Source organism: Pseudoleptotrichia sp. (assembly GCF_057270515.1).
Genome location: NZ_DBHIXS010000001.1, coordinates 93,514 through 107,905 on the forward strand (window position 1 = coordinate 93,514; position 14,392 = coordinate 107,905).

The window sequence follows — 14,392 nt, forward strand, 5'->3', positions numbered from 1 at the left end:
AAAAGTTCAAACAGATAATTTTTTTCTGACGTTTATTTCTTGTTTTATATTGTAAAATTTTAAAGAATTTATAAATATTGTTTTTTATATTATGGAATAATTTTATTCTTTTTAAAATAATGTCTGCTGATTAGTTGCCGATAATTCAGGTACACAATTATACGTTTTCAGTAAATCCACTACAGTTTTATTAAGTTTTGTTCTTTTCACGAGGTCTTCTATTGACAGAAACTCTCCGTTTTTCCTTTCATTAATTACATTGACTGCTACAGCCTCTCCAAGCCCGTCCATTGCAACTAAAGGCATTCTGATTTTACCATTTTCTATCGTGAAAGAAGTGGCCTCCGATTTATAAATATCAATTTGTAACAGTTCTATTCCTCTATAATGCATCTCAATCAGAATTTCATATAGAAATAATTCCTGCTTTTCCTTAACATTCAAGTTCGGTTTTCTTTCAAACTCTTTTTTCATTTTTTTCAGTTCATCGATAGGCTTAAACATAACCGTCATTTTAAAATCCCCGATTTTTCTGTTCAAAAATGCCGTATAAAATTCCAACGGATAATAAACTTTGAAATAAGCTATTCTCACAGCCATCATTACATAAGCTACAGCATGCCCTTTAGGAAACATATATTTTATTTTCTCACAGGAATCAATGTACCACTGTTTTACTTTATGATTTTTCATTATTTCCAAATATTCTTTCCATTTTTCAGGATTTTTAGTAGGCTGTCCTTTTCTTACAAATTCCATTATCGTAAATGCTACCGATTTATCAAGACCGTTATCAATCAGATAGTTCATAATGTCATCACGGACAGTTATTATTTCACTTAATGTTGCAATCCCCTGTCTTACATATTCCTGTGCATTATTTAACCACACGTCCGTTCCATGAGACAGTCCCGATATTCTCACAAGTTCGGCAAAAGTCTTAGGCTTAGTATCTACCAACATCTGTTTTACAAACGAAGTCCCAAATTCGGGTATTCCCGATGAACCTGTCGGAGAGCCTATCTCTTCGGGAGTTACTCCCAGTGCTTCTGTTCCACTGAAAAGACTCATTACTTTTTTATCGTCAAGAGGGATAGTATAAATATCTTTTCCTGTCAAATCTTGCAGTATTCTCAATGTAGTCGGATCATCATGTCCGAGTATATCAAGTTTTACAAGCTGTTCATCCATTACGTGATAATCAAAATGTGTCGTCTTGGACTCAGCATTCATATCGTTAGCAGGTCTCTGAATAGGACAGAAATCATATATTGACTTGTCTTTCGGTACAACTATCATTCCTCCGGGGTGCTGTCCCGTAGTTTTTCTCGCTCCCTCGCAACCTTTGGCAATCCTTGTCAGTTCAGCTTTTCTTTTGCTTATTTCAGGTGTTCCTTCTACTTCCTCAAAATATTTTTTTACATATCCGAAAGCATTTTTCTCTGCCAATGTGGCAATTGTTCCCGCTCTGAATACATTATCCGCTCCAAACAGCTCTTCCGTATATTTATGTATCTCTCCCTGATATTCTCCCGAAAAGTTCAAGTCTATATCAGGTACTTTATCTCCGTTAAATCCCATAAATACTTCAAAAGGTATAGCATGTCCGTCTTTTATATATGGTGTTCCGCATTCAGGACATACTTTATCGGGCAAATCAGGACCGCTTCCCTCAAACTCCATAAATTCACTATGTTTGCAATTAGGACATCTGTAATGGGGATAAAGTCCGTTTACTTCAGTTATTCCCATTAGATACGCTACTATAGATGAACCCACGGACCCTCTTGACCCTACAAGATAACCATTATCAAGGGATTTTTTAACGAGTTTCTGGGCTATAAGGTAAAGTACGGCAAATCCATTTCCTATTATGGAGTTCAGCTCTTTTTCCACTCTTTCATTCAAATGTTCAGGAATATTCTCTCCATATAATTCATGAAGCTTTTTATAAGCCGTTTGTCTCACTTCTTCTTCCGCTCCCTCTATTTTTGGCGGATAGAAACCTTTAGGAATAGGTCTTACATTTTCAATCATATCATTTATCTTATTTGTATTATCCACTACAACTTCATAGGCTGCATTTTCTCCTAAATAAGAAAATTCTTCAAGCATTTCGTCAGTTGTTTTGAAATAGAGTTTTTTATCGTAAGAAAATACCCGACGACCCATTCCGCTACCAAGAACGAGGACACTACGATTTATAGCTTCTCTCTCTTCGAGATAATGAACATCTCCTGTAGCGACTACTATTTTCCCCAGCTTGTTTCCCAATTCATAGAAATATTTGTTCATCTCGGTGATAATACCTTGGCTTTCCATTTCCGTGAGATTTTCCCCTTCCATATCCGAATAATTGGAAAGAGGCTGTATTTCAATATAGTCATAAAATTTGGCTTTTTCTTCTATCTCGTCTTTTTCCGTACCACGTAAATAAAGATTTACAAGCTCTCCTGAATTTCCGTATACCGCCGAAGCCGAGCTGGCAAGGAGAAGATTAGCTCTCATTTGATTTAACAGTGTTTTCGGTATTCTCGGTTTCTTGTTTCCAAAAAACTCAATATGACTTCTCGATACAAGCTCATACAAATCCCTTAATCCCTGCTGATTTTTTACAAGTATAATCGTATTCAGTGTATCCGCATTTTGTATATTTGTCTGAAGCTCACTGTTTATTTCATTTAGGTTTAAAACACCTTTGCTCAATATCATATTCAAAAATTTCTGAAATATTTCCGCAGTAGCTTTTGCATCATCTACAGCTCTATGATGATTATCAAGGGAAACATTGAAATAATTGGCAATGTATTTCAAACCGAACCTTTTTTGTTCAGGCAGCAATATTCTTGCCCAATGGAGAGTGTCTATAACACTTGGTGAGTATTCCAATCCCTGATTTTTAGCTTTCTGATTAATAAATCCTACATCAAATTTGGCATTGTGGGCTACAACAGTCGTATTTTTACAAAATTCCAAAAATTTTGGTAATATTTCTTCAACTTTTTCAGCATCTTTTACCATATCATTTGTAATATTTGTTAGCCTTGTTATCTCTTCGGGAATGTCCATTTCAGGATTTACAAATACTGAAAATTCATCAATTATTTCTTTACCTTTTAATTTAATGGCTCCGATTTCAATTATCCTGTCTTTATAAGGGTCAAGCCCTGTCGTTTCTATATCGAATACTACATATATTTCTTCTTCTATAAGCTTGTCGGACGGTTTGGTTATCATTTCCTGCTCATCGTCTACAACATAGGCTTCCATTCCGAAAATTATTTTAAAATTTTCATCAGATTCCTTGTATGCAAACGGAAATGAATGCACCACTCCGAAATCGGTAACAGCAACAGCACTATGTCCAAATTCCTTTGCTCTTTTTGCCAAATCTTTTGCCGAAACAACTCCGCTCATTTCACTCATATTTGTATGAGCATGAAGCTCTATTCTTTTTTTCTCCGCATTGTCTTTTCTTGAAAAAATTTTAGGCTCTATCTTATCTACTCTCTTTGTGTTTATATAATATTCTCCGGTAAATCTGTCCGCCTCAAATATTCCGTTTACTTTTACCCAGTCATTCAGATTTATATCTTTAAGTTCCGTAGTGTCTTTTGCAAATATTCTGCATCCTATGGAATCGTTGTAATCAGTAATCAGGAAATCACATTTCAGATTTCCGTTTTTTGTTTCCGAAGTATCTACATGAAATATCTGACCTTCAAGGGCTATGTTTTCACTTGTATTCAGGCTTTCGAGTATGCTGAATTCACTCGCTTCCCTATCCTGAACTTTTCTTTTAAAGCTGCCATTATATGAAGTATTTTTCTTACTGTCTTTCCAGTTATTTTTCGTATCTTCCTCTTCTATTTTAATTTTAGGTATTTCCTGAGCTTTTACAGTATTTTTTAAAATTTCTTTTCCTTCTTCGGCTTTTTTAATATCTTTAAAATCTCCTGTTGTAAATTCTATATTAAAATTTTTATTAGTTATGTCCAACATTCTTTTGGATAAATCCCTTAATATTTCAGTCTTTTTCCCCTCTTCTATCATATGTTCCGACGGAAGCTTTATAAATATTTCATCTTCAAGACTTTCTATTTCATAATTGGCAAAAATATACTGATGTCTCATACTTTCCGCTTTATAATTTTCTATTATAAATTTTATAAACTCATTCATATCTTTTTCTACAAGCTCGGCTTTTACACTTATTCTTATTTTCAACATCAGCTCATTTCCTAACTTTTTATAGAGAAGCTGTCTAAATTCTTTTATTTCTTCCTTTGCCTCATAATCATTTATATTTAGAAATACTTCCATTTCCTTTTTTTCAGAATATAAATTTATATGCTCTATTTCAAAATTTTTCATATCATATTTTGCTGTAAAACCTTCGTTAGGCTTTAATTTCAAATATTTTTTGGACATCTTTTCTTTCCTTTGCTTTTTATAATTCTATTTTATTTTTTATATTATATATTATACAATATTCAAAAAATTATTACAAAAATTTTTTCTTTTTCAAAAAAATATGTTATAATCTTTCATATATTTTGAATGGAGGATTTTATGGGAAGACATGGTACAATAGCAGGACGTAAGGAAGCTCAGGACAGAAAAAGAGCAGCTTCTTTTACTAAATTTGTCAGACTTATAACTGTTGCCGCAAGAGGCGGAGCAGACCCTGAATACAATGTAGCATTAAAACATGCTATAGAAAAAGCGAAAGCTATAAATATGCCTAATGATAACATTATGAGAGCTATAAAAAAAGGGTCGGGAGCTGACGGTTCTACGAGTTATGAGGTACTGAACTATGAAGGATATGGACCGGGGGGAGTTGCAATCATTGTCGAAGGACTGACTGATAATAAAAACAGGACCGCTTCATCAGTAAAAACTGCCTTTGATAGAAATGGAGGCAATCTCGGTGTTTCAGGATGTGTTTCATATATGTTCGACAGAAAAGGTGTAATTGTTATAGAAAAAACTGATAAAATTGTAGAAGATGAATTAATGGAAACAGCTCTTGAAGCAGGTATGGAAGATATGAAGACTTACGATGACAGTTTTGAAATTATAACTACTACCGACAGTTTTGATGATGTATCTTCGGCTCTTAGAAATGCAGGGTATGACCTGCTTGAAGCTGATATAGAGTATGTTCCTTCAATAGAAGTCGAAACACTTTCTGAGGGAGATACTGAAAAATTAAAAAAACTTATTGATATCCTTGAAAATGACGATGATGTTCAGAAAGTTCATCATAACTTTGCAGGTGAATTATAATTCAAATATCAGAATTATAAAAAATAAATCGGAAACATTGAGCAAGAAATTTATTCTTATCAAGCTGTTTCCGATTTTTATATACTTTCTTAAATTTATGTGTTTATTAATCTATATGTTTATTGGAAAATCTTAATTTCATCTAATTTTTCATAACACATTATCTTTTAATTTATCTATTTAATTATCTATAATATTTTCAATTTCCAATTTTTACTGTATCATTTTTAATCTTATCTATTTAAACTGTTATACTCTCCCACAAGTTCATTGAAACTCTTAACAACATTTTCAGGTGAGCCGTCCTCATTTTCAAGGAAAAAGCTGTTTTGCAGATGAAAATTATCTATTTTTTTCTTTGCTTCCATTCTTTGTACAAAATTAGCTACACTTGCTTTAAAATCATTTGTTTCTCTCATAAAACTATCTATTTTATAACTTTCATATCCTTCTTTTTTAAGCTGTTCAGGGTCTCTTGCAACTTTTTGAAATTCAGCTACTATATTAATTAATTTTTCCTGTAATGGTTTGAATTTTGAAGGGTCTCCTGATGTAAAGTTTGCTCCGTTAAGATTTTGATTACGAATTTCTGACAATATTTCCTCACTTACACTTAAGATTTGCATTTTACTATAATCTATCTTTCTTCCTGCTTTTTGTAATTCTTTCGCTTCTTTTTCTTTCTGTACAGCTATCACTTTTTCCATTTCTGCTCTAAACTGAAGAACAGCTGCATCATATTTTTTCACAACAGCTAAAAATTTAGTGTGAAATTCCTGAGCTTTTTTATAATTATCACTTGTATAATCTTTTCCGTCATAATAAGCTTTCATATCCTGAGTAAGTGGAAGAAGCTCTTCAAGTACCGGAACTAAATCTTTGGAAGTTTTATCTACTCCCGCCATAGCAGGTTTTGCTGAAGAAGCTTCCTTGATTTTTTTCATTATGTCATCTACTCTTGAAAAATTCACACTTACACTTCCGTTAGGTTTTTGAAACTGCTCTTTATCACCTGCGTCTTCAAAATAACTGTTAATATCTCCGTCAAGACTTAGCAAATCATTGTACACTCCTATATATGAGTTATATTTCTGTATTTCACTCATACTCTGTTTTTTATCATCTTTGTTTCCTCCCAAATTAAGCGGGTCAGATTTATCCTTTCCTTTTCCGCATGAAATTAAAAGCAATAACATTGATAATACAATTAAAATTTTCTTCATTTCTCAATCCTCTCTCTTTCTTAAATTTATTTTTTACATTAATATTTTATAACTATAATAGTTATTTTTTAAATATTTTGAGATTTTTCATTTTTTATTATTGAATTGTTTTTTGAGAGCATTAAAACAAAAAGAGGTATTAAAAAATCCTTATTTTAAATCCCTCTAAATTATAAATTCATTCTTTGTAATTTTTTTGGAGCGGAAAACGAGGCTCGAACTCGCGACCTCAACCTTGGCAAGGTTGCGCTCTACCAACTGAGCTATTCCCGCATTTTGTCCACTTAGAAATATTACATTATTTTATGAATTATGTCAATAGTTTTTTGTAATTTTTGATATTATTTTTTATACTCTCAATTCTTCTCTTTTATTATCAATCTCATTCTTATATTTCTCAAGTATCGGGTCAATTTCTTCCTTAATAAAATCTTCTGTCTGTTTAGCTGCAAATCCCGTATAATTTGATGAAATTAAAATCCCTTTCATATCTTCGGTTTTTAATCCAAGTCTTCCGTCTTTTATAATTCTATCTATGAGATTATTAGGTTTGCCATTTATTTTTATTTCTTTTGTTTCCTGCATGGAAAGTTCCCTTATTATTTCATGTACTTCCTGTCTGTCCATACCCTTTCTGACTGCTTCCATAATAATATTTTCAGTAGCCATAAAAGGTAGTTCTTTTTGGATATTTGCTTCTATAACTTTAGGGTAAACTACGATTCCGTCCATTATATTAAGCCATATAATCAAAATAGCATCCACAGCTAAAAATGCCTGCGGAACGGATAGTCTTTTACTCGCAGAGTCATCCAACGTCCTTTCAAACCATTGTGTTGCAAAAACCAATGCACCTGTCTGTGAACTTGAAATTACATATTTTGCAAGGGATGATATTCTCTCACTTCTCATAGGGTTTCTTTTATATGCCATTGCACTCGAGCCTATCTGATTTTTCTCAAATGGCTCTTCCAATTCTTTCAGATGTTGTAGCAGCCTGAAATCATTTGTAAATTTATGAGCCGACTGGGCAATATTTGAGAGCAGGTTTAATATCTGAGCATCGACTTTTCTGTCATAAGTCTGTCCTGAAACTCCCTGTTTTATTTCAAATCCTGCTTTTTCGGTAACAAGCTTATCCAGTTTTTTTACTTTCTCAAAATCTCCGTCAAAGAGTTCTTTGAAACTTGCCTGCGTTCCTGTAGTTCCTTTTACACCTCTGAATCTCAATTTTTCCAGTCTAAACTCCAGCTCCTCAAAATCAAGAAGCATCGAATGGAGCCATAGAGTGGCTCTTTTCCCCACAGTAGTCAGTTGCGCCGCCTGAAAATGAGTAAATCCCAAAGTAGGAAGAGCTTTATATTCCAAAGAAAACTCTTTCATTTTTTGAATTAATGAAAGTAATTTTTTTCTTATTATGATTAATCCTTCTTTTATCTGGATCAAATCAGTATTATCTCCTACATATGCACTCGTAGCTCCCAAATGTATTATTTTTCTAGCATTTTTCGCCTGTTCTCCATAAGTATGTACATGAGCCATTACATCATGTCTTAATTTTTTTTCAAATTCTGCTGCTCTTTCAAAATCAATATCATCTTTATATTTTTTCAGTTCTTCTATTTGTTCGTCCGTAATAAAATCAAGCCCAAGTTCCTTTTCGGCTTCTGCCAGATTTATCCACAGCTGTCTCCATGTTCTGAATTTAAATTCCGGAGAAAATACATGAAGCATTTCCCTGCTTGAATATCTTTCCGCCAGAGGATTTGAGTATATACTCATATCTTTCATTTATTTTCCTCCTATTTTTTTATTTCTACTTTATCTATTAAATCATATCTGTAAATATTCTGACTTCTTTCAGGACCGACAGAAATCATCGAAACGTTGCATTTCAGTTTTTTTTCGATATATTCAACATATTTTTTACAGTTTTCTGGCAAATCATCATAGTTTTTTACTTTAGTAATATCTTCTTTCCAGCCGTCAAGTTCATCATATATTATTTTCGGATTTTCAGATTTTCTCAAGTTTCCGGGATAAGAATTGTAGATTTTCCCGTTTATTTCATATCCTACGGCAACTTTGATTTTATTAAATCCGGTAAGAACATCCAATTTTGTCAGTACAATATCAGTCAGACCGTCTATAAGTACGGCGTATTTTCCTATTACAAGGTCAAGCCAGCCACATCTTCTCGGTCTGCCTGTTGTCGCTCCGTATTCATGTCCCACGGTTCTCAATTTTTCCCCTGTTTCATCGCTAAGCTCTGTAGGGAAAGGCCCCTCTCCCACTCTCGTCGTGTAGGCTTTCATAACTCCGAGTATTCTGTTTATTTTTTTAGGAGAAACTCCCGTACCTACAGTTACTCCTCCTGCCGTAGGTGAAGATGACGTTACATAAGGGTATGTCCCATAGTCAATGTCCAGCATTAATGCCTGTGCCCCTTCAAAGAGAACTGTTTTCCCTTCTTCTATTGCTTCATTTATTTCGAGGACTCCGTCTATTATTCTATGTTTTATTTTTTCACCAAGTTTCATAAATCTGTCATATAATTCATCAAAATCAAATATCCCTTTTCCATATCTCGTAAGCATATCATTTTTTTCTTTTATATTCCATTCCAGTTTATCCTTAAATCTTTCAGTATCAAGCAAATCTCCTATTCTTATTCCGTTTCTCGCTATCTTGTCGATATAGCACGGTCCTATTCCCCTTTGAGTAGTTCCTATTTTGTTTTTTCCCATTGCTTCTTCTTTTGCCTTGTCTATCTCAATATGATAAGGCATTATTATATGGGCTCTTTCATCAATATACAGGTTATCGAGTTTTTTCCCTCTTTTTTCGAGCTCTTCTATTTCTTTGAGCAAAACTTCGATATCTACTACAACTCCTGCACCTATTACACATTTACCGTCAGAATTTATAATCCCCGAAGGCAATAAATGCAGGATAAATTTTTCGTCATTTACGACAACAGTATGACCCGCGTTATTCCCTCCCTGAAATCTTACAATATAGTCAGCTTTCGGAGACAGAACATCTATTATTTTTCCTTTTCCTTCATCTCCCCATTGAGTACCTACAATTACGAAAGTTTTATCTTCCATTTATTATTCCTCCTCTTTGATTTATGATAACTGATGATATAATGAATAATTCTTTTTACTATTTATTCTACTATATTTATATCCTTTTTTCAATTATAAATAATTGGCATTTTTATTTTTTCTTAGCAAACGGCTGTTTCGTATAACTAAAAATTTTACAAACAGAATAAATATTATTTTTTATATTTAAAATATACCGATTATACAAAAAAATAGAGGAAAATTTTCCTTATTAAATATTTTTTCAAACTATACTTTAATTAAATGAATAATATTTTAAGATAGGAGATGAAGTTATGAAGCAAAAAAATACATTGTTTCTTTTAATTTTGCTTGTTTTAATGACCCAATTTTCAACATATGTCCTTGCATGTACAGGAATTATTATAGGTAAGGGACTTACGACGGACGGAAGTTTTATTTTCGGAAGAAATGAGGACTTTACAGCAGCCGTTGACCATAATAAAAATTTTGTTGTCCATGAAAGAGGAAAAAACAAACCGGGAACTATATTTAAAGATGAAAGTAACGGATTTACATATCCGCTTCCCGAAGAAAGATTTAAATATATATCTATTCCCGATGTTACTCCCGAAGAGGGAATATTTGACGAAGCGGGATATAATGAATACGGCGTGGCTATAGACGCTACAGTTTCTGCCGAAGCTAATGAAAAAATTCAGAAAATTGACCCTTATGTAAAAGACGGTCTTGCAGAATCTGCTATTCCTACGGTTATTCTGCCTTATGTAAAGACTGCAAGAGAGGGAGTTCTACGTTTGGCTGAAATCATAAAAACTAAAGGTGCCGCTGAAGGAAATGTACTTGTGATCGCCGACAAAAAAGAAATGTGGTATATCGAAATTTATTCGGGACATCAGTTTGTTGCTATAAAATATCCCGATGACAAATTTTCTGTATTTTCAAACACTTTTTTCTTAGGAACTGTTGATTTAAATGATAAAAATAATGTAATAAAATCAGATAATATAGAAAAAGTTGCTAAAGACGCAGGCAGTTATGTGGCAGTAAAAGGAAAAATGCACCTTGCAAAATCTTATGCCCCTGAAATGACAGACGGTAACCGTTCACGTGCTTATTCAGGAATTTTGCATTTAAATCCTAAAGCAGGTATTACTTATACCGATGAAGTATACGAATTATTCCAGACAAGGGATAAAAAAATATCCGTACAGGACGCAATGGCTGTCTTGAGAAATCGTCTCGAAAATACAAAATTTACAGTGGCTAAAAGAAAACAAAATACAGATACTGCTAAATATCCTATAAGCAATGAAAACGGTATTGAAACTCATATTTTCCAGATTAAGAAAGATTTACCTGCAAATGTGGGAGGAATTGTCTGGCTTGCGATGGCAGGAGCCAAATATTCTCCATTTGTTCCTTATTATGGAAATATAAATGCCACTTATGATACTTATCATGTAAAAGGTACTAAATACAATGAAAATTCTTTCTACTGGGTTGCTGAAAATGTAAATATCAATATGGAAACTGCTTCTAAAGATGTACAGAATAAATATTTACAAAAAATTAAAGATTTTGAAAATAAAAAAGTTGCCGAACAAAATGCACTGGACAAAAAAATAGCTAAAATGTCCCCTAAAGAAGCTGAAAAATTTGCAACTGACCTCGCATTAAAAAATGGAAAAGCAGCTTATGAAATTGTAAAAAATGAAGAAAAATCATTGAAAAAATAATATTGCAGTTTTTCTTTGAAATCAGACTTATTTTTTCAAATAAATTTTCTTTATATTTTTCGGATTTTACTTTTGTTTCAATAAATTTTTATGTATAAATATAATTAAATACAATTAGGAGATGATAAATTATGAAAAAATTATTTTCTGCAATGGTTTTACTTACATTAATGACTCAATTTTCAACATATGTTCTCGGATGTACAGGAGTCATTGTAGGTAAAGGACTGACGACAGATGGGAGCTTTATTTTCGGTCGAAATGAGGACTTTTTAGAAACTCCTGAACATAACAAGAATTTTGTTGTCCATGAAAGAGGAAAAAATAAACCGGGAACAGTATTCAAAGATGCAAGTAACGGATTTACCTATACACTTCCCGAAGAAAGATTTAAATATTTTTCTGTTCCTGATGTTACCCCTGAGGAAGGTATATTTGACGAAGCCGGATATAACGAATACGGTGTAGCTATAGATACTACAGTTTCTGCTGATTCCAATGACAAAATCAAAAAAATAGACCCTTATGTAAAAGACGGTATCGCTGAATCTGCAATGCCTACAGTTATTTTACCTTATGTAAAAACTGCAAGAGAAGGAGTTTTACGTCTTGCCGAAATAATAAAAACTAAAGGTGCTGCTGAAGGAAATATTTTAGTAATTGCTGATAAAAAAGAAATGTGGTATATCGAAATTTATTCAGGACATCAGTTTGTTGCTGTAAAATATCCTGATGATAAATTTTCAGTTTTCCCTAATACATTTTTTCTTGGAACTGTTGATTTGAATGATAAAAATAATGTAATAAAATCAGACGGCATAGAAAAAGTTGCTAAAGACGCAGGCAGTTACGTAGCTGTAAATGGAAAAATGCACTTAGCTAAATCATACGCACCTGAATTTGCTGAAAGAAATCGTTCGCGTGCTTATTCAGGAATTTTACAAATAAACCCGAAAGCAAAAATTAACTATAATGACGACAGATTTGAATTTTTCCAATCTTCCGACAAAAAAATCAGTCTACAGGACGTAATGGGCGTTTTGAGAAATCGTCTTGAAAATACAAAATTTAAACCTCAAATGGACGGAAAAAAAGGAGACGATTACAAATATCCTATAAATAATGAAAATGTAATAGAATCTCATATTTTCCAAATCAAAAAGGATTTACCTGCAAATGTAGGAGGAATTATGTGGCTCACAATGGCAAGCTCAAAATATTCACCTTATATTCCTTATTATGGAAATATAAATGCCACTTATGATGCTTATCACGTAAAAGGCGGAAAATATGATGCAAACTCTTTCTACTGGGTATCCGAAACTGTAAATACTGCTATGAATAAAGCTTCTGTCAATGCTCAGAAAGAATTTTTCAATAAAATTAAAGACTATGAAAATAAAAAAATAGCCGAACAAAATGAGTTAAACAAAAAAATAGCTAAAATGTCTCCTAAAGAAGCTGAAAAATTTGCAACTGACCTTGCTTTAAAAAATGGAAAAGAAGCATTTGAATTTGTAAAAGCTCAGGAAAAATTATTGAAAAAATAAAATATAACAATTACGACAATATTATAAAAATAGAAATATAAAAAGAGACTATGTTATGAACAGGTCTCTTTTTTGTTACTGTCTTATTGCTTTCTTGAATTACTCTTTCGGCATTTTTCTAAATTCATATATTAAGAAAATTACTGCTACTGCAAATGAAATAAAATCCGTAACGGGAGTTGCGTACATTATTCCGTTCACTCCCATAAACATAGGCAATATAATCAACAAAGGCAGTAATACTAATATCTGTTTCATCAACGATATAATTACCCCTTTTACAGCTTTTCCTATTGACGGGAAAAATGTCGAGCCGACAATCTGTATTCCATTAATAAACATAAACATAAGGAATACTCTCATATATTTCACTGCAAATTTAAAATACAGTTCGCTTCCTGAACCGAATAAAGATATTATCTGTGCGGGAAAAGTCTGAAAAATGATAAAAGTAATCGTTGAAACAAGTAACGTAACTCTCAACAATATTCTCATAGTTTCCCTCACTCTTTTATAATTTTTTGCTCCATAATTATAGCTGAATATAGGTTGTGCCCCCTGTACTATTCCTATTACGACGGCTATAAAGATTACATTTACTTTGGACACAATTCCTGCCACTGCGATTGGAATATCACTTCCATAAACGGACATATTTCCGTATATTTTCAAGAGATTGTTGGTCATTATCTGTATAATCATTGTCGAAAACTGAAATATAAATGAAGCAATTCCTAATGATATTATGATTTTCACAGCACTGAACTTAGGTATAAAATCTTTCAATTCAAATTTTACAGATTTAAATCTTGTAAAATATCCGAGCAGTAAAAGTGCCGAAACAATCTGACTTATCACTGTTGCCCATGCCGCTCCTGCTATTCCCATATTAAAAATAAACATAAACACAGGGTCCAGAATTGTGTTTAAAATAGCTCCTATAACAATTGCTATCATCGAATATTTCGGACTTCTATCGGCTCTTACCAAAGGATTTGTCCCTATGGAAAACAGCAAAAACGGCACTCCGAATGACGTAATTCCTGTGTATTCCATTGCATAATCCAGTATTTTTTCAGTCGCTCCGAAAGCAATCATCATCGGTCTCAAAAAAATTAATATTATAATACAAAGCAGAATACCTATGATTATAAGCATTCCGGCTGCTGTTCCTGCTGCATGTTTTGCTTTATCAGGATTTTTTCTTCCCAATTCAAGATTAAAATTTGCGGCGGAGCCTATTCCTATCATTAATCCTATTGCAAGACATATAGTTACAATAGGAAAAGCTATATTTGTAGCTGCATTTCCTAAATATCCCACACCCTGACCTATAAACACCTGATCCACAATATTATACAGTGCATTTACAAGATTTGCCACTACCGCAGGAACTGCCATTGACGTCAGAAGTTTTTTCACCGGTCTGTATCCCAGCGGGTTTTCTTCTTCTCTCACATTTTCTTCTTTCATTATATCTTCCATATATTCTCCTA

8 protein-coding genes and 1 tRNA gene are annotated in these 14,392 nt (G+C 32.8%); 3 read left to right on the top strand and 6 right to left on the bottom strand.

Features of this window, described 5'->3' with window-relative positions:
• Nucleotides 1-111: 111 nt before the first annotated feature.
• On the bottom strand, nt 112-4,431 hold the full coding sequence (locus ACO5J6_RS00415) for a PolC-type DNA polymerase III (RefSeq protein ID WP_485641344.1): 4,320 nt from the start codon (nt 4,429-4,431) through the stop codon (nt 112-114).
• A gap of 141 nt (nt 4,432-4,572) precedes the next feature.
• Between ACO5J6_RS00415 and ACO5J6_RS00420 the strand changes: the two genes are divergently transcribed.
• On the top strand, nt 4,573-5,292 hold the full coding sequence (locus ACO5J6_RS00420) for a YebC/PmpR family DNA-binding transcriptional regulator (RefSeq protein ID WP_485641346.1): 720 nt from the start codon (nt 4,573-4,575) through the stop codon (nt 5,290-5,292).
• Between the two features lie 233 nt (nt 5,293-5,525).
• Here ACO5J6_RS00420 and ACO5J6_RS00425 read toward each other — a convergent pair whose 3' ends face one another.
• The 4 genes from ACO5J6_RS00425 to ACO5J6_RS00440 form a co-directional block, all read right to left on the bottom strand.
• On the bottom strand, nt 5,526-6,515 hold the full coding sequence (locus ACO5J6_RS00425) for a YiiG family protein (RefSeq protein WP_485641348.1): 990 nt from the start codon (nt 6,513-6,515) through the stop codon (nt 5,526-5,528).
• A gap of 197 nt (nt 6,516-6,712) precedes the next feature.
• Nucleotides 6,713-6,788 (bottom strand) — tRNA-Gly (locus ACO5J6_RS00430).
• A gap of 75 nt (nt 6,789-6,863) precedes the next feature.
• Nucleotides 6,864-8,306: an adenylosuccinate lyase gene (purB, locus tag ACO5J6_RS00435; protein ID WP_485641350.1), complete on the bottom strand. Its 1,443-nt coding sequence runs from the start codon at nt 8,304-8,306 to the stop codon at nt 6,864-6,866.
• 11 nt (nt 8,307-8,317) lie between these two features.
• Nucleotides 8,318-9,625, bottom strand: a complete 1,308-nt coding sequence (locus tag ACO5J6_RS00440; protein ID WP_485641351.1) for an adenylosuccinate synthase — start codon at nt 9,623-9,625, stop codon at nt 8,318-8,320.
• 296 nt (nt 9,626-9,921) lie between these two features.
• On the opposite strand from ACO5J6_RS00440, the gene ACO5J6_RS00445 reads away from it, so the two are divergent.
• Both ACO5J6_RS00445 and ACO5J6_RS00450 read left to right on the top strand, forming a co-directional pair.
• Entirely contained in the window at nt 9,922-11,346 is a 1,425-nt protein-coding gene (locus tag ACO5J6_RS00445; protein WP_485641353.1) for a C69 family dipeptidase, read from the top strand.
• A gap of 131 nt (nt 11,347-11,477) precedes the next feature.
• Nucleotides 11,478-12,896 (top strand): C69 family dipeptidase, encoded by a 1,419-nt coding sequence (locus ACO5J6_RS00450; RefSeq protein WP_485641355.1) that lies wholly within the window; start codon nt 11,478-11,480, stop codon nt 12,894-12,896.
• Between the two features lie 99 nt (nt 12,897-12,995).
• Here ACO5J6_RS00450 and ACO5J6_RS00455 read toward each other — a convergent pair whose 3' ends face one another.
• Entirely contained in the window at nt 12,996-14,381 is a 1,386-nt protein-coding gene (locus tag ACO5J6_RS00455; RefSeq protein ID WP_485641357.1) for an MATE family efflux transporter, read from the bottom strand.
• Between the last annotated feature and the right edge of the window lie 11 nt (nt 14,382-14,392).